At 53.4% G+C, this 21,898-nt stretch carries 19 protein-coding genes; 9 read left to right on the forward strand and 10 right to left on the reverse strand.

The window, feature by feature from the left end; translation table 11 throughout:
- Window positions 1-169 precede the first annotated feature (169 nt).
- Window positions 170-295 carry a hypothetical protein gene (locus CRO19_RS26220; RefSeq protein ID WP_320204454.1) on the forward strand — a complete coding sequence of 42 codons (126 nt, stop codon included), beginning with the start codon at window positions 170-172 and terminating at the stop codon, window positions 293-295.
- A gap of 38 nt (window positions 296-333) precedes the next feature.
- Here CRO19_RS26220 and katE read toward each other — a convergent pair whose 3' ends face one another.
- Together katE and CRO19_RS00890 are read right to left on the reverse strand one after the other, a co-directional pair.
- Window positions 334-2,598, reverse strand: coding sequence for a catalase HPII (gene katE / locus CRO19_RS00885; protein WP_097094170.1), 2,265 nt, complete (start codon window positions 2,596-2,598; stop codon window positions 334-336).
- Window positions 2,599-2,919: 321 nt separating this feature from the next.
- Window positions 2,920-4,053: a glutathione-independent formaldehyde dehydrogenase gene (locus tag CRO19_RS00890; RefSeq protein WP_097094171.1), complete on the reverse strand. Its 1,134-nt coding sequence runs from the start codon at window positions 4,051-4,053 to the stop codon at window positions 2,920-2,922.
- Between the two features lie 219 nt (window positions 4,054-4,272).
- On the opposite strand from CRO19_RS00890, the gene CRO19_RS00895 reads away from it, so the two are divergent.
- Window positions 4,273-4,665 carry a YgiW/YdeI family stress tolerance OB fold protein gene (locus tag CRO19_RS00895; protein ID WP_097094172.1) on the forward strand — a complete coding sequence of 131 codons (393 nt, stop codon included), beginning with the start codon at window positions 4,273-4,275 and terminating at the stop codon, window positions 4,663-4,665.
- Window positions 4,666-4,739: 74 nt separating this feature from the next.
- Here CRO19_RS00895 and CRO19_RS00900 read toward each other — a convergent pair whose 3' ends face one another.
- Complete coding sequence (locus tag CRO19_RS00900; RefSeq protein WP_097094173.1) at window positions 4,740-5,606, reverse strand: NmrA family NAD(P)-binding protein; 867 nt, start codon at window positions 5,604-5,606, stop codon at window positions 4,740-4,742.
- Window positions 5,607-5,735: 129 nt separating this feature from the next.
- On the opposite strand from CRO19_RS00900, the gene CRO19_RS00905 reads away from it, so the two are divergent.
- Window positions 5,736-6,647, forward strand: coding sequence for a LysR family transcriptional regulator (locus CRO19_RS00905; protein ID WP_097094174.1), 912 nt, complete (start codon window positions 5,736-5,738; stop codon window positions 6,645-6,647).
- A gap of 16 nt (window positions 6,648-6,663) precedes the next feature.
- Here CRO19_RS00905 and CRO19_RS00910 read toward each other — a convergent pair whose 3' ends face one another.
- Together CRO19_RS00910 and CRO19_RS00915 are read right to left on the reverse strand one after the other, a co-directional pair.
- A complete protein-coding gene (locus CRO19_RS00910) occupies window positions 6,664-7,722 on the reverse strand; it encodes an NAD(P)H-dependent flavin oxidoreductase (RefSeq protein WP_097097550.1) in 1,059 nt (352 codons plus the stop codon).
- A gap of 3 nt (window positions 7,723-7,725) precedes the next feature.
- On the reverse strand, window positions 7,726-8,241 hold the full coding sequence (locus tag CRO19_RS00915) for a P-loop nucleotide/nucleoside kinase family protein (RefSeq protein ID WP_097094175.1): 516 nt from the start codon (window positions 8,239-8,241) through the stop codon (window positions 7,726-7,728).
- Window positions 8,242-8,347: 106 nt separating this feature from the next.
- Between CRO19_RS00915 and CRO19_RS00920 the strand changes: the two genes are divergently transcribed.
- The 4 genes from CRO19_RS00920 (at window position 8,348) to dcuR (ending at window position 11,982) form a co-directional block, all read left to right on the forward strand.
- Window positions 8,348-8,902 carry a flavin reductase family protein gene (locus tag CRO19_RS00920; protein ID WP_097094176.1) on the forward strand — a complete coding sequence of 185 codons (555 nt, stop codon included), beginning with the start codon at window positions 8,348-8,350 and terminating at the stop codon, window positions 8,900-8,902.
- Window positions 8,903-8,966: 64 nt separating this feature from the next.
- On the forward strand, window positions 8,967-9,503 hold the full coding sequence (msrA, locus tag CRO19_RS00925; protein WP_097094177.1) for a peptide-methionine (S)-S-oxide reductase MsrA: 537 nt from the start codon (window positions 8,967-8,969) through the stop codon (window positions 9,501-9,503).
- 131 nt (window positions 9,504-9,634) lie between these two features.
- Entirely contained in the window at window positions 9,635-11,266 is a 1,632-nt protein-coding gene (locus tag CRO19_RS00930) for a sensor histidine kinase (protein ID WP_097094178.1), read from the forward strand.
- Entirely contained in the window at window positions 11,263-11,982 is a 720-nt protein-coding gene (gene dcuR / locus CRO19_RS00935) for a two-component system response regulator DcuR (RefSeq protein ID WP_097094179.1), read from the forward strand. Before CRO19_RS00930 ends, dcuR begins: the two co-directional genes overlap by 4 nt.
- Before the next feature lie 8 nt (window positions 11,983-11,990).
- Here dcuR and CRO19_RS00940 read toward each other — a convergent pair whose 3' ends face one another.
- From CRO19_RS00940 to CRO19_RS26025, 3 genes are all read right to left on the reverse strand, one after another.
- Window positions 11,991-12,935 (reverse strand): FAD:protein FMN transferase, encoded by a 945-nt coding sequence (locus CRO19_RS00940; protein ID WP_097094180.1) that lies wholly within the window; start codon window positions 12,933-12,935, stop codon window positions 11,991-11,993.
- A gap of 51 nt (window positions 12,936-12,986) precedes the next feature.
- Entirely contained in the window at window positions 12,987-15,767 is a 2,781-nt protein-coding gene (locus CRO19_RS00945) for a flavocytochrome c (RefSeq protein ID WP_097094181.1), read from the reverse strand.
- A 177-nt stretch (window positions 15,768-15,944) separates the two neighbouring features.
- A complete protein-coding gene (locus CRO19_RS26025) occupies window positions 15,945-16,106 on the reverse strand; it encodes a hypothetical protein (RefSeq protein WP_176519114.1) in 162 nt (53 codons plus the stop codon).
- A gap of 267 nt (window positions 16,107-16,373) precedes the next feature.
- Between CRO19_RS26025 and CRO19_RS00950 the strand changes: the two genes are divergently transcribed.
- Window positions 16,374-17,885: an anion permease gene (locus CRO19_RS00950; protein WP_097094182.1), complete on the forward strand. Its 1,512-nt coding sequence runs from the start codon at window positions 16,374-16,376 to the stop codon at window positions 17,883-17,885.
- 163 nt (window positions 17,886-18,048) lie between these two features.
- Complete coding sequence (fumA, locus tag CRO19_RS00955) at window positions 18,049-19,692, forward strand: class I fumarate hydratase FumA (protein WP_097094183.1); 1,644 nt, start codon at window positions 18,049-18,051, stop codon at window positions 19,690-19,692.
- Window positions 19,693-19,767: 75 nt separating this feature from the next.
- Here fumA and CRO19_RS26030 read toward each other — a convergent pair whose 3' ends face one another.
- A complete protein-coding gene (locus CRO19_RS26030; RefSeq protein WP_176519115.1) occupies window positions 19,768-19,932 on the reverse strand; it encodes a hypothetical protein in 165 nt (54 codons plus the stop codon).
- 170 nt (window positions 19,933-20,102) lie between these two features.
- Window positions 20,103-21,623 carry an acetaldehyde dehydrogenase ExaC gene (gene exaC, locus CRO19_RS00960; RefSeq protein ID WP_097094184.1) on the reverse strand — a complete coding sequence of 507 codons (1,521 nt, stop codon included), beginning with the start codon at window positions 21,621-21,623 and terminating at the stop codon, window positions 20,103-20,105.
- Window positions 21,624-21,898: the final 275 nt, after the last annotated feature.

The raw sequence follows: 21,898 nt of genomic DNA on the forward strand, positions 1-21,898 counted from the left end.
GCAATCAGGAATAACTGGTTACCTTAATAAATGATTTCGGGTGATACTTAAATTCACCTTTAATCCAACTTATCAGGAAGGATATTTCTTAAAATCCTCATCATGCTCGACTTTCAAATAAACAATGCTAAACCTGAAAGTGAAATAATATTTTTGCGGGAGAGGACAGATGAAGAAGATATGGATTGGGCTAACGTTGGCGGCCGCACTAAGCTGTTCTGTGATGGCCTCGCAAGGCGTGTTTGAGATTAAGCCGATGGTGACCGACGCCCACACTCACCAGCCGGAAAAATAGCCTGCAGAGGGCGGAGCAATTCACTCCGCCCACGGCTTTTATGCCGCTACAGTCAATGCTTTCTTACTGCGCGACCAGACCCGGTGGGACGCCATTACGGTCAGGAAATCATCCATCAATGTTCCCTCCGCTTTGGCGGCTTCCACCAGCCCCTCCTCCGTTTCGCTGTCCTGCACGTTGAACTGCGCTTTAAACCGACGCGCATCGCCGCTCAGACCAATCGCTTTGAGGTGTTTATAGGCTTCCAGCAAGAAATAGCGCGCATCACCGCTGAGCAGTAACGCATCGATATTGCCATCAGGCACAATCACCGCGTCGAAGGTGAGCGAAGGAAGTCCGGTAAAGGTCGCGTCAATCGGCAGAACGGAACCATCATCGGCCAGCACTTGCCCCATATGCGCGGCCAGCAGTTTAGCATGCACACCTTTTGCCTTCAGTGCCTGAAGGATGGCAAGAACGTCGGCTGCTTTCGTGCCGTCACTGAGCAGTAAGGCCACCTGGCGACCTTTAACGTCACCACTCGGCTGCGCATACAGACTCAGGCTTTCATCTTTTTGCAGGCCATTCACATCTTTTGGCGGCGCCGTCTTAAGCTGCTCATCGCTCAGCTTGAGGCCCAGATTTTTCGCCACGCCTTGCGCCAGGTTGACATCGATTTGCAGCAGATGATCAACGACGCGCTCACGGATATAGGGACGCGCCACCTTACTGAGCTCAAACGAGTAAGCGCCAATAATATGTTGCTGCTCTTCCGCTGTCTGGCTCAGCCAGAACAGCCTTGGCTGGGAGTAGTATTCACCAAACGACGGACTGCGCTCGCGTACTTTGCTGCCTTCCACCCGCTCCTGATAGCTTTCGAATCCACCCTGCTTGGCCGCCGGTGGGACTTCGCGCGGCCAGTTATTGTTGATCGAGTTGGGTTCATAGTTGGCCGGGTTAGTGTCAATTTCCGTACGATGCATGCCCTGTCGCTGGAAATTATGGTAAGGGCAAACCGGACGGTTAATCGGGATCTCATGGAAGTTGGGGCCACCGAGGCGGCTAATTTGCGTGTCGGTGTAGGAAAACAGTCGTCCCTGTAGCAGCGGATCGTTGGTGAAGTCCAGTCCCGGAACAATGTGTCCCGGATGGAACGCTACCTGCTCGGTTTCCGCAAAGAAATTGTCTGGATTGCGATTGAGTACCATTTTACCGACCAGCTCAACCGGTACCAGCTCTTCAGGAATGAGTTTTGTCGCATCAAGAATATCAAAATCGAATGTAAACTCGTCTTCCTCAGGTATTAGCTGCAGGCCTAATTCGTATTCCGGGTAATCACCGGCTTCAATCGCTTCCCACAGATCGCGGCGGTGGAAATCGGGATCGCGGCCCGTAAGCTTCTGTGCTTCATCCCACAACAGCGAGGCTTTGCCGGCAACCGGTTTCCAGTGGAATCGCACGAAGGTGGCTTTACCCTCCGCGTTAATCAGGCGGAAGGTATGAATGCCGAACCCTTCCATGGTGCGATAACTGCGCGGAATACCGCGATCGGACATCGCCCAAATCACGTTATGCAACGTCTCAGGCTGCAGCGACACATAGTCCCAGAAAGTGTCATGTGCGCTCTGTCCCTGCGGAATTTCGTTATGCGGCTCGGGTTTTACCGCGTGCACAAAGTCCGGGAATTTATGCGCATCCTGAATGAAAAATACCGGGGTATTGTTGCCGACCAAATCAAACACGCCCTCATCGGTGTAAAACTTGGTGGCGAATCCACGGATATCACGCACGGTATCGGCCGATCCGGCGCCCCCCTGCACGGTGGAAAAGCGCACGAAGACAGGTGTGGTTTTGTCGGGATCGCTGAGAAAGCCGGCTTTGGTCAGGGCTTCTAACGAACGATAGGGCTGGAAATAGCCGTGTGCGGCTGAACCACGCGCATGGACGATACGCTCTGGGATACGTTCATGGTCAAAATGCGTGATTTTTTCACGCATGATAAAGTCTTCCAGCAACGTTGGCCCACGCGAACCCGCGGTAAGCGAGTTCTGATCGTTTGCAATCCGCGTGCCCTGGTTGGTCGTAAGCCCGGCGTTTTCGCCATTTTTACGATACTCATCAAGCTGCTCAAGTTTCGCGTTTTGCGTCTCGGGGGCTTTAAGGCTGCCCGGTGCAGTGGGCTGTTTGCCCGGTGGCGTCGGTTCTGCCGCAGGTTTATGTCCTCCGCCCTGCGGCGCTAAATCCCCTAATCCCGGTTGAGATGTTTCAGGCCCTTTATGCGGGGCGGTATGTTCTAAATTCTGTTCTTTTTTTTCTTTCGACATGTCACATGCTCCTTCAGGTTAAGACCCCATTAACTGTAGAGCATAAAATCAGAAAGATTGCCGCTTCATGTATAAATGATGCGCGAATGAATCAATAACATTGATTTAAAGAGGCGTAATTTTAAACGAAGCGTTTAATTATTTTTTTAGACTTACTCGTTCAGTCACTAAATACCCGTTTCGCTTAGGTTGACTTGACGCAAATAATAGCTTGTCAGAGTGGATTAATCAGGGACATCTCTTTTCTGATTGCAGGCCGGGTTAATCGTCACGGTCGACATCGCGTAAAGGATGGCGACCGTGGCGCCACAAGCGGGCAATTTAGGGTTTAAGGATAACCTTGGTCCAGCCATCGTCGCGATCGTCAAAATGACGGTAGCCGTCGGGCCCCTCTTCCAACGATAAGCGATGAGAGATAATACTGCCCGGCTGAGCTTTACCTGTTGCAATTAGCCGGGCTAACTGGCGGTTATACGCTTTTACATTCGCCTGGCCAGTACGAATTGACTGCCCTTTAAACCAGAAGCTACCAAAATCAAACGGCATTTTACCGACCTTTGCCAGCTCACTGGCTGCGTTTGGATCCTGCGGAATAAATACCCCCACCACGCCAATACCGCCGGTTGCTTTGGTCGAGGCGACCAGGCTATTCATCGTCGCGCTATTGTCTTCATGCCCATGCCGATTACAGCATTGGTAGCCCACACATTCGCAGCCGCAATCCGTACCACGGCCATTGGTCAGCGCAAGAATTTTCTCAACGGCATCTTCCCCCACGGCATTGATTGCCGTAGCGCCCATTTTCTCTGCCAGCGCAAGACGGTCGGCATGCGTATCCACCACGAAGACCTGTGACGCCCCTTTGATCACGGCGGAATGGGCCGCCATCAAGCCTACTGGCCCGGCCCCATAAATGGCTACACTATCGCCGGGCCGCATACCTGCGAGTTCGGTCGCATGCCAGCCGGTGGGGAAGATATCTGACAACATGACATAATCCTCCTCCTTCTCTTGCGCATCCGAAGGAAGCACAAGGCAATTGAAATCGGCAAAAGGCACCCGCAGCAGCTCGGCCTGGCCCCCTTCCCAGGCGCCCATCTCGGCAAATCCATAGGCAGCCCCCGCTGTGCCCGGATTGGCTGTCAGGCAGAAGCCGGTTAAGCCTTTTTCACAGTTTTCACAGAAACCACATCCGACATTAAAAGGCATGCAAACGTAGTCTCCGACCTTGATACGTTCTATTCCGCTGCCAACTTCAATCACCTCTCCAAGATTTTCATGACCAAAAATACGCCCCTCTTCGAAGCTGGTACGCCCTTCATACATATGTAAATCTGAGCCGCAGATATTCGTGGTCGTAATACGAATCAGCGCATCTGTTGGGCGGACAATTTTGGCATCCGGTACATTTTTTACCGATACATCAAAAGGTCCGTTATAGACGATAGCTTTCATGCGTTATTGTCCTAATTAATGGGATTTAATTTTAGGTGTGCTAATAAGCGCACCGCGAATGAAATGGCTCGCTTATCCCGATTGATAAAAAAGTCACCTTTATACCCTGGCATAAATACTCAGAAGTGGCGTTTGTTATTACCGGTGCGCTTGCAGTGCAATCGTGAATATTTGTGCCAGACTTAATCCAGCATGAACGAATAAATCCATGGAGAGACGATGAAACCTATTATTTTGGCTTCGGTAATAATGATGTTTAGTTTAGGTGTGAGTGCCGCTGAAGGTGGATTCAAAGCCGGGGAAACCCCGCCGCCGCAGAATAAACAGGATGCGGGTTACAAAGGTTCTGAAGATACCGGACAGACCGCAATATCCCAAATACGGGATTTCCGTCAGGGAGGATACGTTACGCTGGAGGGATATATCGTCGAAAAATTAAAAGGTGACAGTTACAAATTTCGCGATAACACCGGAAACGTAACAATTATCGCAGATGCAAAGGCCTTTAAGGGAAAAACCTATTCGGCAGATGACAAAGTCCGCGTCAGCGGAAAAGTGTATGGTCACGGGGAACAAACCACATTAAAAGTCGCGCGTATTGATGAGCCCTGAAAACCGAGAGTGAAAGGATGAAAAATCTGCACCGAAGGGCTTAGCGGTGCAGATTTTCTTTGGCGCCGATTTCATTAGCCTGCGGTTTTGAGCAAAGCGCGCAACACCACTTCAAGTTCCGTCTCACCCATTACCCGTTCTGCCTGCGGCTTTTCAAAGCAGATCCACTCCTCATTGAAGCCATCGATCATCCGCATGCGCGGTAAAGGATGCTGATGCCCCTGCGAACGAAAAATCGCTTCCCACGCATCACGCTCGACGGCTTCCGCAACCACCGGGCGCCCTAGAATGGAGGCAAACGTGTTAGCAATGTCGTTGGGTGTCACGCACTGCGGGCCTTCTAACTCAACAATGCGTTTCCCCTGCCACTCTTGCTGCAGCAACATTGCGGCCAGGGTGCCGACATCAGCGGTGGCGATCATCGGTACCGCTTTATCCAGCGGATGTAAATAGCTGTGAATCACACCATTATCACGCGCAGAGACGACATCTAATGCGCAGTTCTCCATAAACCAGCCCGGACGCAGGAAAGTAACCGGCAGATCCAGTGCATTGAGCGCCTGCTCCAGCAGGGTACGCTGGGTTAACAGGTTCGTTTTCTCGGCCTGAGCACCAATGGTCGAGAGGCAAACCACTTTCTCAGGCGATGCGCAACGAATAGCCTGGACCACTGCATCAATGATGAGGCGGGCGGCGGGAAATCCCGGCGCGGGATCAAAATCCGACGGGGGAAGAATGAACACGCCAGTCGCACCGTTAAACGCATCGGCCAATGCGCTGGCATCCTTCATTTCGGCAAAGGCAACCTCACAGCCCAGGTCCTGCCACTGGGCGGCCTTACTGACATCTCGCATTACGCCGCGCACGGGAAGATTGTTGCTGAGTAAGGCGCGCGCAACTGCGCCGCCAACCTTTCCGGTAATACCAGTGATCACATACATGGGTTAATTTCCTGTTTGCTTAAAGAAACGGTACGGACGGCAGTATAGGAAACCCGGTTAATTGACAGAATGCACATCGACTCATTACTTTGATGACATAGAATCACCCTGCGTATGTGAGAAATTTTGATGAGCATTGATGGCCGTTTGTTGTCAAATATCAGCGTGTTAGCCGCTATCGTACACAGCGGCAGTTTTGCTCGCGCGGCTGACGCGCTCAATTTGTCGCCCTCTGGCGTGAGTCGTGCGGTGACACGTCTGGAAACCAGCATCGGCGTACGACTGTTTGACAGAACCACCCGCGCCGTCACCCTGACAGATGAGGGGCGGACACTGTATGAAGAGATAAGCCCATTGCTGGCGGGCATTGGCGATGCGGTGAGTCTGGCCTCCGGCGCTTCCACCGCGATACATGGGCGGCTGCGCATTAATGTTGATCCCTTTTTCTCACGCCACATTCTGGCGCCGCATATTGATAGGTTTATGCAGCGCTATCCGGAGATTGCTCTGGAGCTGGTGGTGCGCGATCGGCTTGGCGATATGGTGGCTGAAGGTTTTGATATTGCCGTGCGCTTTGGGCATCCACCCACGTCTTCGCTGGTTGCACGCAAGCTACTGGAGACGCGCACGGTGACGGTCGCATCGCCAGACTATGTGCGTCAGCATGGCCAACCTGCCACACCTGACGATCTGGCTCATCACGCCTGTATCCAGATGAAAAGCACCATGACCGGGTTGCCGCTCGAGTGGGAGTACCGTTTAAATGGCGACGTGGTTGCGGCCAAAATTTCCAGCCGCCTGATGGTCAATGAATCCGGCACGCTGCTCGCGGCCTGTCTGGCGGGTGCCGGTATTGCGCGCATCAAAGCCAGCGGTATTGAAACGCTGCTTGCTGAAGGCCGCTTAGTAGAATTACTCACCGAATGGCAAGGCGAGCGTTTTCCGCTTTACGCCTTGTATCCTTCGCGGCACCTTCCCCCTGCCAAAGTGCGTGCCTTCATCGACTTTGTTATCCCGCTACTGAACGCTGAGCGTCAATGAACGCGCTTTTGCCGCCTTACGCCGCCTGCCACTCCGCAACGAGCGTTTTCACTAGCTCTGCCGCAGGCATCTCTCGCGCCAGTGCAGCGCCCTGACCGGCCCACTGAGCACCAAATCCATGATCACCTTTGGCCGCTGCAGCGGCAGCCAGCGCTTTGCCTAGCGCGTAGGCCAGCGGATAAGGCGGAATGGAATCCTGCGCAAATCCACGCGCCAGGTGGCAAAAATCGTTAGTGATACATCTGGCCGAACGGCCAGAGATGGCCGCAATAATCTCGGTGCTATTGGCCTGCTCGCTGTTTAACGCCTGACGATAAGCCGCATTGGCGGCTGATTCCGGGCACAAGATAAACGCGGTACCTAACTGTACGCCCGCCACGCCCAGCTTGAGCATGGCAGCAATTCCCGCACCATCCATCACCCCACCCGCGGCAATTAATGGCAGGCGCGAAACCTTGCGAAGCGTTTGTACCAGCGTAAAGGTGCTGAGCTGCTGATCTTCATCTGCAGGATTAAACATCCCGCGATGTCCCCCGGCCTCAATGCCCTGCGCGACAATAAAATCGATGTCGGCGGCTTCGATAGCCTGTGCTTCAGCAAGGCTAGTTGCGCTCGCAAGCGTAATAATGCCGCGGCTTTTCAATCGCTGCACAAATGCGGCGGAAGGTAACCCGAAATGGAAACTCACTGCGGCAGGTGCGTTAGCCAGCAGCACCTCCAGCATCGCGTCGTTATCGAGGAAAGTTTGATAAATCTCCGACAGCGACGCGGGCAGCGCCGCATCATAACGCTCAAATACGGGCTGGAAGCGTGTAATCCACGCCTGTTCTAACTGCGCATTGCGCTGTACCGGCGCGTGACAAAAGACGTTGACGTTAATGGGCGCGGAGGTCAGAGAACGTGTTTTACGGATCATGATATCCGCCTGCTGCGGCGTTGAAGCACCTACGCTGATCGATCCCAGCGCGCCGCTGTTACTGACCGCCGCCGCCATTTCCGGCGTGGAGACGCCCGCCATCGGCGCCTGGATAATCGGATAGGTGAGATTGAGCGTCTGACATAAAGAAGGGTTCATCATTTACCTGCTTAATTCGCTATGCGTTACCACGTTAAAGCCCTCTTCACTCTGGGGCGCAACGAAGTAGCTGCTGATCAGCGCAAACTGCGCATCGGTTGCGGCGAAGTCATGCTGCCCGCTGGCGTTGCGCGCATGCAGGCGTGTTTTACACACGTCATCGGGCACATCAAGATAATGGAGCTGATGCTCTGCCCCGGCGCTGTGGATCACCGCCTTCATCCACTGCCGTTGATTGACAGTATTGGCTGGAAAATCCAGCACGACCGAAACGCCACGCTGCAACAAGGCGATCAGGTGCGGCGTCATCGCGTTACGCAACTTACCCGCACAACGCAAATAATCAGCCACATCATGCATCTCTTCGGCAAATAGATGGGCCAACCACGCATCCTCGCTGACGATCACCGCACCCGTGTGCTGCGCCAGCTGATGGGCCAACGTTGATTTCCCGGCAGCAATTTTGCCACAAAGCAGATGTAAGGTCGGGCGGGATGTCGATGCGCACACAGATTCCATAAAACAGCTCCAGATAAGATGACGCATTAACATGCCGCGAAATTGCCGCCCAGTAAAGGCTGGCAGCTACACTTAGAACATCGCTACCTACAACAGGAGAAGCCCGATGCATAAAATCGACTTTCCGGTCAGCAAAGCGCGGAAATATCTGGAGCCGGGTCCGGTGGTATTAGTGAGTTCTCAGTATGAGGATCGACGCGACATCATGACGCTCGGCTGGCACACCATTCTGGAATTTTCGCCGTCGCTGGTTGGCTGCATGATCGCTGGCGGCAACCACAGCCATGAACTGATCCGCCAGAGCGGCCAGTGCGTGATCAACGTCCCATCGGCGGATCTGGTCGACAACGTGGTGGCGATTGGTAATAGCCACGGCGATCGCCTTGATAAGTTTGATGCCTTTAAACTGACGCCTGAACCGGCAAGCGTGGTCAATGTCCCGTTAATTAATGAGTGTTTTGCCAGCTTTGAGTGTCAGCTGTATGACGATTCGATGGTGAATAATTACAACTTCTTCATTTTCGAGATCGTTAAAGCGCATGTCACCGAAACGCCAGAGTTTCCGCCCACGTTACACTACACGGGCGAAGGCCGCTTTAGCGTGATGAGCAAATTACTGCTCGATAAGCGCGATGACTTTAAGCCAGAAATGTTAATTTAACTGCTTGAATTGCTATAGGCTTGACCCCACTTTGATGCTTTCGCCCTGACAGGAGTAAAAAACAATGGCAACCGAATATGCGGTGATCGCCGGTGGCTGTTTCTGGTGTACCGAAGCAGTTTTTAAAGATGTGATTGGCGTGGAGTCAGTCGAGAGCGGTTATACCGGCGGCGCACGTCCGAATCCGACTTATGAGCAAGTGTGCAGCGGCGCTACGGGCCACGCGGAGGCGATTCGCATTGGTTTCGATCCGGCGCAGGTGAGCTATGGCGATCTGCTGGATATTAGCTTTGCTACCCACGATCCAACCCAGCTGAACCGCCAGGGTAACGATATTGGCACGCAATACCGTTCGGCGATTTTCCCCGCCAACCCCGAGCAGGAAGCCGAAGCGATTGCCGCCATTGCGCGCGCGCAGGAAGGCCTGAGCGATCCGGTGGTGACCACCATCGAGCCGCTGAAAGAGTGGTATGCGGCGGAAGGATATCATCAGGATTATTGGGAAGGCGCCGGGCAGCGCAACGGTTACTGCATGGCGGTGATTCCACCGAAATTGCAGAAGCTGCGTAAGAGCTTTGCTAATCGCGTTAAATCGAGTTAATTCCGAACCCCAGGTGCGCGTACATGCGCACCCTACACAATCAAACCCGGCACGATGCCATGGATGAGAGTACGCGACCTTCCCTCTATTATCCGTCATACTAAGCGCCCTCTTCTCTACCGAGAGCGATCATGTCTTCTTCACAGCAAGGAATCGCGGCGCGTAAGCAGCCGATGAAGCTTAATACGCTGGTTACCCTGATGCTCAGCGCGGTCATTGTGCTGGTGCTGCTCAGCGTGCACATGTTTTATTTTTTCCAGATTGGCGCCTCAACCCGCGCGCAGCTGGAAGATAAAGCCATGGCGGTGGCGCGCACCCTGGCGGATTCGCCCGAAATACAGCGCGCTTTAGCCTATCCGCCCAATGGTACGCGCATCCAACCGATTGCCAAAGCCGTTGAGGAGAGCAATAACCTGTTGTTCATCACGGTGACCAATATGGACGGCATCCGCTATTCGCATCGCAACCCTGAACTGATTGGTAAACACTTCATCGGTGAAGATATTGAGCCGGCCCTGCACGGCCATGAGAACGTCTCGGTGAATCAAGGTTCACTGGCGAAAGCGCTACGCGTCTTCACCCCGGTTTTCAATGCGCAGCATCAGCAGATTGGCGTGGTGGCGATTGGCATCTCGCTGGATGCCGTCACCGTGCAGATCAACCAGAGCCGCTGGAGTATCCTGTGGACCATTTTTATTGGTACGCTGGCGGGCGCTATCGGTACCTTTGTCTTAGTACGCGTGCTGAAACGCATTCTGTTTGGTCTTGAACCCTACGAAATTTCGACGCTGTTCGAACAGCGCCAGGCGATTCTCAACTCGCTGAAAGAAGGCGTGGTGGCAATGGACGACCAGGCGCAGGTGACGCTGGTGAATCAGGCGGCACGTTCGCTGCTTAACGATCCGATGGCCAGCGGCATGATGAGCGGCGACCGTATTTATGATGCTTCGGTGATCAACGATCATCTGCAGCATGTGTTGCACAACGGGAGAGCGCGCCGTGATGAAGAGCTCAATGTGAATGGGCGCGTTTTACTGAGCAATACCGTACCGGTGCGAAATCAGGGGCGGATTATCGGCGCCGTGTGTACCTTCAGGGATAAAACAGAAATCAGTCAGCTAATGCAGCGCCTGACGGGCATGGTAAACTACGTTGATGCGCTGCGTGAACGTTCGCACGAGTTTATGAATAAGCTGCATGTGATTTTAGGCCTGCTGCACATGAAAAATTACGCGCAGGTAGAAGCCTATATTCTCAAGACCGCCAACAATTATCAGACCGAAATTGGCTTTCTGCTCGATAAAATTAAGTCGCCGGTGATTGCGGGTTTTCTGTTGAGTAAAATTAATCGCGCGTCAGATTGTGGTCATCGCCTCACGATCAGCGATGCCAGTTTCTTGCCTGACAGCGGCAATGAGCAACAAATGGCGGCCCTGATCACCGTGATCGGCAACCTGATTGAGAACGCCCTTGATGCGCTCAGCGAGCAGGTTGAGGGTGAGATCCACGTCATGCTGCATTATCAGAATGGCTGGCTGACGTGTGAAGTGAGTGACGACGGTCCCGGTATTGAAGCTGAACGCCTGAATACCATTTTCGAAAAAGGCTTCTCTACCAAAGGTGAAAATCGCGGCGTCGGGCTGTTTTTGCTGAAGCAGCAAACGGAAAACCTCGGCGGCAGCGTGAGCGTAGAGTCAGAAGCCGGGATATTTACCCAATTTTTAGTCCAACTTCCCTGGGATGGAGGAAACCAATCCGCATGATCAATGTGCTAGTGGTCGACGATGACGCCATGGTCGCCGAGCTGAATCGCGCTTATATCGGCCAAATACAGGGCTTTAACTGCTGCGGCACCGCCTCAACGCTGAAGCAGGCCAAAGAGATCCTGTTTAACAGTGATACCGAGGTCGATCTGGTGCTGCTGGATATCTATATGCAGCAGGAAAATGGTCTCGATCTGTTGCCGGAATTGCGCACGGCGCAGAGCGCAGTCGAAGTGATCATCATTTCGTCCGCCGCGGATGCGGAGAATATCAAAACTTCGCTGCATTACGGCGTGGTGGATTATCTGATCAAACCATTCCAGTTCCCGCGCTTTGAAGAGGCACTGACCGGTTGGCGACAGAAGAAATCGCTGATGGACAATCAGCATTACTATCAGCAGTCCGATGTTGATTTGCTGATTCACGGCAGCCCGGCAACGCAGCACGACAATAAGCGCCTGCCAAAAGGCTTAACGCCGCAGACGCTGCGCACGCTGTGTCAGTGGATTGATGCCCATCCAGGTCACGAATTCTCAACCGATGAGCTGGCGGCGGAAGTGAATATTTCGCGCGTGTCCTGTCGTAAATATCTGATTTGGCTGGCGCAGATTAATATTCTGTTTACCAGCATTCACTATGGCGCGACCGGTCGACCGGTATATCGCTATCGCCTGCAGCCGGAGTACCATTCGCTGCTGCAGCAATATTGTCAGTAACGCAGCTGTCAGGCGAAATCGCGCTGCTGGAACTGGAAGTGGCGCGGCGAGGAGCAGATAATCTGCCGATCGCGCGTGACAAATACCGCATCGATGTCGGGCTGGTCAGCGAGATACGCCAGCCCTTGCTCTACGCCCATGCCGTACAATAGCGTGGTGTAGATATCACCATCAATTGAGCGATCGGAAATCACCGTCACGCTCAGCAATTCGTTATCGAGCGGATAACCGGTTTGCGGGTCAAAAATATGGTGCCAGCAGCGCCCATCCAGCTCAAAATAGCGCTCATAAATCCCCGACGTCACCACCGATTTTCCCTGCACCTGCAGCACGCCTAACAGTTCATCGTCGCGGCCAAACGGCTTTTTCAGGCCGATGCCCCAACCTTGCGGCTCATGCGGCGGCGAGCCCAGCGTTTGTACGTTGCCGCCCAGATTGATTAGCGCCTGCTGCACGCCCTGTTGGCGCAGAAATGCCTGCACGCGATCGGCGATATAGCCTTTGGCGATGGCACCCAGATCGATCTCCATGCCCGGCTGCTGCAGAAATACCGAGCAATCGGCGGAATTAAGCACCACCTGATGTGGATCGGTCAGTTTCAATAGAGCAGCAATCTCGTTTGCCGGCGGCACCGCGCGCCCCTGAAATCCAATTTTCCAGCGCTTCACCACCGGCCCGATAGTGAAATTAAACGCGCTTTCCGGCAGCAAACTCACGGCGTGTGCCACGCTGATTAAGGCAAATACCGGCTCGCTCACCACCACCGGATGATGACCAGCCGCCTGATTGATCGACATCACTTCAGATTCAGCGCGATTAACGGTGAAGAGATTTTCTTGCTGTTTAATGAGTTGAAAAACCTGGCGGGCTAACGTGGGATTGTCATCGAAGAGTTTAAGCAGAATGGGCGAACCCATGAGCACGGCAGAGTAAGAAAAGACGCCAGCGGTCATTGCATGCCTCTAAAGAAAATGATGCCCGCACGAGGCGGGCATCTTTACAGCTTAGTGTCCTAGCGCCAGTTTAGCGGCATTGTGACCAGCTTTGATACCAAAGATGATGATATCTGCCACCGCGTTACCGCCGATGCGGTTTGCACCGTGGATGCCGCCGACCACTTCACCTGCCGCCCACGCACCTGGAATCACCGCTTTCTGTGCATCCAGCACCGCAGTATCGGTGTTGATGGTGACGCCGCCCATGGTGTGGTGCACGCCCGGTGCGATACGAATCGCAAAGTACGGACCTTTATTCAGCGGATGACGCAGCGCCGTTTTACGGCCAAAGTCTTCGTCATCCTGCTTCGCCACGAACTCATTGTAACGACCCAGCGTAGTTTGCAGCGCTTCCTGATCCATGTTGAGTTTCACCGCCAGCTCGTGCGGAGTGGGTGCGCTGATCACGAAACCTTTGGCGATATATTCATCCGCCGCTTTGTTATTGGCGCGTACCTGCTCATCAAACACGATCCATGCGCTCTTCTCTGGCAGCGCAATGATCTCAGCAGAGACTTTGTCACGGGTTTCCATTTCGTTATAGAAACGCTTGCCCGCCTGACTCACCAGAATCGCCCCGCCGCCGCGCATCGCTTCGGAAATCAGATACGAGGTGGTTTGCTCAACCGTTGGGTGAATCTGGATTTCGCCCATATCGACGGTATCCGCACCAATGTGCTGCAGCATGGCGATGCCACTACCGGTTGCGCCTTTATGGTTCGTGGTGACGAAACCATCCAGCTCAGGGCGATACTTCACCACCATTTCGCGGTTAGCACTGAAGCCGCCGGTCGCCACAATCACGCTTTTCGCGTTGATGATGCGGCTATCGTTATACTCATCCACTACTTTCACGCCGGTGACCGCACCGTTTTCCATCAAAATTTCGGCGACCGATGTTTCCAGCAGCACTTCGATATTGCGCTGATTAACGTTCTTCACCAGGCCGCTGATCAGGAACCCACCCACCGCTGAGCGATCTTCCGGACGGTGCGTACGATCGATGCTCATACCGCCGGTGATGGTGATGTCGCACAGTTCAATCTGTTTCGCCGCCAGCCACTCAATCGCTTCGGGCGCTTGCTCAACAAACTCGCGCAGCAGCACCGGGTTGTTTTTGAATTTGCCGCCTTTCAGCGTCTCTTCGTAGAACAACTCTTTGCTGTCTTCAATGCCTTTCAGCTTCTGATAACGGGTTTCTGCCGCGTTCATGCCGACCGACGCTTTGATGGTGTTACCGCCGATGGTGGGCATCTTCTCAATGATCACGACGCGTGCGCCATCGTCATGTGCCTGAATCGCCGCCGCCAAACCAGCACCACCGGTTCCGACTACCACCACATCGTAATTGACCGGCGCGTTCGGGTTGCCGCCCTCTTCAATCACATACTCTTTGCTCGAGGTGGTCATGGCGCGGGATACCGCTTTCTTCAGCGCTTCACTCTGCGTGGTGGCGCCGGTGATGGCATCAACGTGTGGACTGTTCGCCACCAGAATGCGTTCACGCAGGCTTTCAAAGGTGCTGGTGAAATCGACGTCGAGGCTCGGGTCCGGCACCAGCGAGATATCGGTGATACGGTCGGTGTCGAGCGTGACGTTGATTTTCAGCTTCAGCGCTTCGGCTTCCACTTTCGCCTGATAAACGCCGGCTTTGTATTTACGACCGGTATCGCTGACGTCGCGGATCATGGCATCCACCAGCGAGAAGCGCCACAGCGGTTCTGGGATGGTGAGCGCTTCGCGCTTGGTGCTGTCGATGTACAGCTCCATGTGCTCATTCTTCATGACGCGGTCGGTCCAGTCTGGATAGGCAATGCAGGCTTTACCTACCGCGACCAGATCAAAGCCATGCTCCAGCGCATTCTCCGCGTCTTCTTTATTCACCACACCGCCAACGCCAATCACCGGCACTTTTGCCAGGTTAGGTGAGCGCTGTGCCAGATATTTGGTGATTAACGGCGTCGGATCTTGCGTGTCGACAATAGACGGACGCAGCAGCTGGCCGACAGAGAAGTGCACATAGTCCAGACCACGTTCCGCCAGTTTCTCCAGCAGATAAAGCGTGTCATCCCAGCGGATGCCAGGGACTTCCAGCTCTTCCGGTGAGAAGCGATAACCAATAATGAAATCCGCCGCGGCGAAGCGGTCAGCCATTTTGTGGGTAATCTCTAGCACTTCCATTGGGAAGCGGGCGCGGTTATCGCGGCTGCCGCCCCATTTGTCGTCGCGCTGGTTGGAATTGGGCGAATAGAACTGCTGAATTAAATAGGTGTTGGCACCATGGATTTCGACACCGTCGAAGCCGGCTTTAATTGCACGGTTCACCGCATCACCAAACTTGGTGATCATCACGTCGACTTCTTCTGCGGTCAACGCCTGCGGCTTGGTTGCACCCTCACGCGGCGCCGCAATGGCACTTGGCGCGACCGGCGTTTTACCGCCAATCAGCGCAGGTTCCACCATACGGCCGCCATGATAAATCTGCAGAATCGCTTTTGAACCCTGCGATTTGATGGCATGCGCAATTTTTGCCAGACCGGGGATTTTGTTATCGCTATCGATACCGAGCGCGCCGGGGAACGCCGGACCACGGTTATCGACAAAACAGCATTCAACAATGACGGTACCGATGCTGCCGGCACGTACGCGGTAATATTCGACAAGGTCACTGGTAACACCGCCGTCAAAGTAACCGGTACAGGTGGTCATCGGTGCCATAACCAGGCGGTTTTTAAGCACTGCACCTTTCGGTAACGTAAGCGGATTAAGAATCGGGGTGAGCGTATTCATGATGAGCAACTCCAAAATTAAGAAACTTTGTATTCAATTCTTTGGCGGTTCGGAGATTTTATAATTATTTAAGTGGTCCGATTTCATGGTGTAAATATACCATTTTATTTAGTTACATAACCTTATTCGTTAGTTATATAAGTTTTACCTTTGGAAATAATATTTGATGCTCATGTCTCAAAGCTTCGCTTCGCTAAGTTTTAACCAATACTTGACAAAAATCAACTTTTTCCTTACATTTAAAACAAATCCAGTCTTATCATAAAGATAAAATGCCTCCTTCCGCTCTTTTTTGCTTGATTTTTGGCGTTTCGTTAACACCGCACGGTTATTTTTCACCTAATGGTTCGTTTATTAATGCACGCATGCTTAAAGCAAAAAAACCACTAATAAATTTTATTGATCTGGATCAAAATAGATATTTTAATTAATCGCATCATAGCCACATTCAATTGATAATTCGCGTATCAAATTTTCCTGAAAGCGATTTATTTAAAAGCCAGTTTTAAATGTCACGACTAATCTGTTAAAAGAGTTTTGTAACTAAAAAAATCGGATTGATTCGGGGCGTACAAACGCATTCTCCATAACTTGCAGACCAAAACTATGAACACACAAACAACCCAGAGTGAATCCCTACAAGCGCCGCCTGCGGCGCCGGGGAAAAAGAACCGCCTGATCATGTTGTGCCTGCCAATTATTGTGGCCGTGCTGTTGCTGCTGGTTCCCACCCCTGCGGGACTGGAACCTTATGCGTGGCACTTCTTCGCTATTTTTGTCGGCGTGATTGTCGGGCTGATCTTCGAGCCATTGCCGGGTGCCGTTATCGGCTTAACCGGCGTGGTGGTGATTGCGCTGTTCAGCCAATGGGTGCTGTTTAGCCCGGCGGAACTGGCCGATCCCAAGTTCAAAACGGCGGCGCAGTCGTTCAAATGGGCAGTAAGTGGCTTCGGCAACTCTACGGTCTGGCTGATCTTCGGTGCCTTTATGTTCGCCGCGGGCTACGATAAGACCCAGTTCGGCCGCCGTCTGGCGCTGATTCTGGTGAAATATCTCGGCCGTCGCAGCCTGACGCTCGGTTATGCCATTACCTTCGCCGATCTGCTGCTGGCGCCGTTTACGCCTTCAAACACGGCGCGCAGTGGCGGTACTATCTACCCCATTATCGCTAACCTGCCGCCGCTGTACGGTTCAAAACCGAACGATCCGAGCGCGCGTAAAATTGGTTCTTATCTGATGTGGGTTGCGATCACCGCCGCCTGTATCACCAGTTCCATGTTCCTCTCAGCACTGGCTCCTAACCTGCTGGCGCTGGCGCTGGTGAAAAGCGTGGTCGGTTTCGATATCTCCTGGGGCATGTGGTTCCTCGCCTTCCTGCCGCTGGGCGTACTGCTGATTCTCACCATGCCGCTGCTGGCTTACTGGCTCTATCCGCCAGAAGTGAAAGTGAATGATGAAGTGCCACGCTGGGCCACCGCTGAGCTGGCTAAACTGGGCAAACTGAAACGCAATGAAATCCTGCTGCTGGGCTTTGTTGTTGCCGCACTGATGATGTGGATCTTCGCTACCGCGTGGATTGAGCCAGCCATGGCCGCGCTGTTAGTTATTGTGCTGATGCTGTGGACTGGTGTTCTGAACTGGAATGACATCACCAGCAATAAAGCGGCGTGGAACACCTTCGCCTGGTTCGCCACGCTGGTTGCGCTGGCTGATGGTTTAGCCCGCGTTGGCTTCATCGCCTGGCTGGGTAAAGAGGGTGCCATGTTACTGCAGGGCTATGACCCACAAGTTTCTGCTGTGGTCCTGCTGGTTGCCTTCTACCTGTTGCACTACCTGTTTGCCAGCACCACGGCGCACACCACCGCACTGCTGCCTGCCATGCTGACCATTGCAGCATCAATCCCAGGCATCAACATGCCGGTATTCTGTCTGATGATGTGTGTTTCTTTAGGTGTGATGGGGATTATTACGCCATACGGCACCGGCCCAAGCCCGATTTACTACGGCAGCGGCTATCTGCCAACTAAAGATTACTGGCGTCTTGGTACCATCTTCGGTGCGTTATTCCTGGTTCTGCTGATGGTTGTCGCCTATCCATGGATGGTGATGATGTTCTGATGATGTTGCTTCGGTGTTAAAACGGAGCCGCGCATTACCGTGAAAATGTTATGATACTCGCCAGTCAGCCCCTACGGAGGGCTGGCGAGAGAAAACCAAATAACAGATCGCCTAATTTGTCGCCCGTCATGCTGGCGGGCAACACGAAGCTAAGTGAGCCAACATGTCGAACAAACCCTTCTATTATCAAGATCCCTTTCCTCTCGCCAAAGATGATACCGAATACTATCTGCTGAGCCGCGATTACGTCTCTGTGGCCAACTTCGATGGTGAAGAAGTGCTGAAAGTGGATCCCAAAGCGCTGACGCTGCTGGCAAAGCAGGCATTTCACGATGCTTCCTTCATGCTGCGCGCCTCGCATCAGGCACAAGTGGCATCGATCCTCGCCGATGACGAAGCCAGCAAAAACGATAAATACGTTGCCCTGCAGTTCCTGCGCAACTCTGAGATTGCCGCGAAAGGCGTGCTGCCAACCTGCCAGGACACCGGCACCGCGATCATCATGGGTAAAAAAGGCCAGCGCGTCTGGACCGGCGGTGGCGATGAAGCCGCGCTGTCGCAAGGCGTCTACAACACCTTTATCGAAGATAACCTGCGCTATTCCCAGAACGCCGCGCTGGATATGTATAAAGAGGTGAATACCGGCACCAACCTGCCGGCACAGATCGACCTCTACAGCGTCGACGGCGACGAATACAAATTCCTGTGCATCGCTAAGGGTGGCGGTTCCGCTAACAAAACCTATCTGTATCAGGAAACTAAAGCGCTGATTACCCCTGCGAAGCTGAAGAACTACCTGGTCGATAAAATGATGTCGCTGGGTACTGCAGCCTGTCCGCCATACCACATCGCCTTCGTTATTGGCGGTACCTCAGCGGAAAGCACGCTGAAAACCGTTAAGCTGGCATCAACGCACTACTACGATTCACTGCCGACCGAAGGTAATGAGCATGGTCAGGCTTTCCGCGACGTACAGCTGGAAGAAGAGCTGCTGAAAGCGTCGCAGGAACTTGGCCTGGGCGCGCAGTTTGGTGGTAAATACTTCGCGCACGATATCCGCGTGGTACGTCTGCCGCGTCACGGCGCCTCCTGCCCGGTTGGCATGGGCGTCTCCTGCTCCGCAGACCGTAATATCAAAGCCAAAATCAACCGCGAAGGTATCTGGATTGAGAAGATGGAAGACAATCCTGGCCGCTACATCCCGGAAGAACTGCGCCAGCAGGGCGAAGGTGAAGTGGTTCATGTTGACCTGAACCAGCCAATGAGCGAGATCCTGAAGCTACTGTCGGCCTATCCTGTCTCAACCCGTCTGTCACTGAATGGTACCATCATCGTGGCGCGCGATATCGCGCACGCCAAGCTGAAGGAGCGTATTGATAACGGCGAAGGTTTGCCGCAGTACATCAAGGATCATCCGGTTTACTACGCAGGTCCGGCCAAGACGCCAGAAGGCTATGCTTCCGGTTCACTCGGCCCAACGACTGCGGGTCGTATGGATTCTTACGTTGATTTGCTGCAGGCCAACGGCGGCAGCATGGTGATGCTGGCCAAAGGCAACCGCAGCAAACAGGTTACCGATGCGTGTCACAAGCACGGCGGTTTCTACCTCGGCAGCATTGGTGGCCCGGCAGCCGTGCTGGCGCAGCAAAGTATTAAGAGTCTGGAATGCGTGGAGTATGCCGAACTGGGCATGGAAGCGATCTGGAAGATTGAAGTGGAAAACTTCCCGGCGTTCATTCTGGTGGATGACAAAGGTAACGACTTCTTCCAGCAGATTCACAATAACTGCGCGGCCTGCGTGAAGTAACCCTTTACCTGCCTCAAACTAAAATCCGCGGCTCAATGGCTGCGGATTTTTTCGTTTCTCATCATCTACGTGGGCCTACACACCACACATTTGCACGTCTAACAGCATATCCACATCGTCGTCATTCTGACCAATCACGTAAATTGCCTGACGCCCTGGCAAATTCACGGTAATGATGTTTTGTTCCTCGGCATCCAGCACTTCATCGTGCAGTTCCGCAAAGTCATACAGCGTATTCATCTTTTCTCCTTAAAAGCAGTGCATCACTTTACTCGCTCTGAGTTATTACTATCGGCAAGACCTGGCTTAATTTCATGAGGAAAAATCTGTATTCGTGATTCAGGCACTGTGACACGCCTAAATGACGCTGTGATGACGACGGCAGCGGTTCGCCCCGCTGCCGTCGTCGATTAGAAGAAGCCCAGCGGTTGCGTGCTGTAGCTCACCAGCAGATTTTTGGTCTGCTGATAATGATCGAGCATCATTTTGTGGGTTTCACGGCCAATCCCCGATTTCTTATAGCCACCAAACGCCGCGTGCGCTGGATAGAGGTGATAACAGTTGGTCCACACACGTCCAGCTTTAATCGCGCGTCCCATACGATAGGCGCGATTAATATCCCGCGTCCATACGCCTGCACCCAGGCCGTAAATCGAGTCGTTGGCGATGGCGAGCGCTTCCGCTTCATCTTTGAAGGTGAGCACGCCAACCACCGGCCCGAAGATCTCTTCCTGGAACACGCGCATGCTGTTATCGCCTTTCAGCAAGGTCGGTTGGATGTAGTAGCCGCTGGCAAACTCCTCGCCGATTTTCTCCACCCCGCCACCGTGCAGCACTTGCGCGCCCTCTTGCTGCGCAATTTCCAGATAGGAGAGGATCTTGTCGAACTGCTGCTGCGACGCTTGCGCCCCAATCATGGTTTCGGTATCCAGCGGATCGCCACGTTTGATGGTTTTGATGCGTTTCATTACCGCCGCCATAAACGGCTCGAAGATCGACTCCTGCACCAGCGCGCGTGATGGGCAAGTACACACTTCGCCTTGATTGAGAAAGCCGAGTACCACGCCTTCTGCCGCCTTCTCGATAAAGCTCTCTTCGGCATCCATGATGTCTTCGAAGAAAATGTTTGGCGATTTACCACCCAGCTCGACGGTTGACGGAATCAAACTTTTCGCGGCCAGCTCGAGAATATGGCCACCGGTTGCGGTGGAACCGGTAAAGGCGATTTTGGCGATCCCCGGATGCGACGCCAGCGCTTCGCCGGCCTCTTTGCCGTAGCCGTGGACCACGTTAATCACGCCTGGCGGCAGCAAATCCTTGATCACCTCCATAAACAGCGTAATCGACAGCGGCGTTTGTTCGGCGGGTTTTAGCACCACACAGTTGCCTGCGCCGAGCGCCGGAGCCAGTTTCCACGCGGCCATCAGCAGCGGGAAGTTCCACGGGATAATTTGGCCCACCACGCCGAGCGGTTCGTGAAAGTGATAGGCGGCGGTGAATTCATCAATCTCTGCGGCGGTGCCTTCCTGTGCCCGCACGCAACCGGCGAAATAGCGGAAGTGATCGACCGCCAGCGGAAGGTCGGCCGCCAGCGTTTCGCGCACTGGTTTACCGTTATCCCAGGTTTCATTGACCGCGATGTATTCCAGATTCTCTTCAAGGCGATCGGCAATTTTGAGCAGCACCAGTGAACGTGCCTGCGGTGAGGTTTTGCCCCATGCATCGGCCGCCGCCTGCGCCGCTGCTACGGCGTTATCGATATCCGCACGATCCGAACGTGGAAACTCGCCAATGGTTGAAGCATTAATCGGTGAGGTGTTGACGAAGTAATTACCGTTCACCGGCGCAACAAATTCGCCGTTGATAAAGTTGCCATAACGCGATTGCAAAGTAATGAGAGAACCTTGTTCTCCTGGAGCAGCGTAACGCATGGTATTCCTCCTTGCGGGACTGAGTGGCTATTAACAACTGTGAAACTTGTTATTAACATTGAACGATCAATGCCAGCCTGTCAGATCGCTGAGCCGGAAACTGTGACCTCACCGTGGGAATCCGGCGCAATAGACGGTGCGATGCGCGATAAACAACGCGCTTAACCGATCGGCATTACGTTATTTATTGCGCGCTTTTGCGCAACAGGCGCCAGATAATTCCGAGTTTTCCCGGTGATGCTGCAAAAAACGAAACATAGGCGAAATATGCGGTC

This window comes from Candidatus Pantoea floridensis, from assembly GCF_900215435.1.
GTDB lineage: Bacteria > Pseudomonadota > Gammaproteobacteria > Enterobacterales > Enterobacteriaceae > Pantoea > Pantoea floridensis.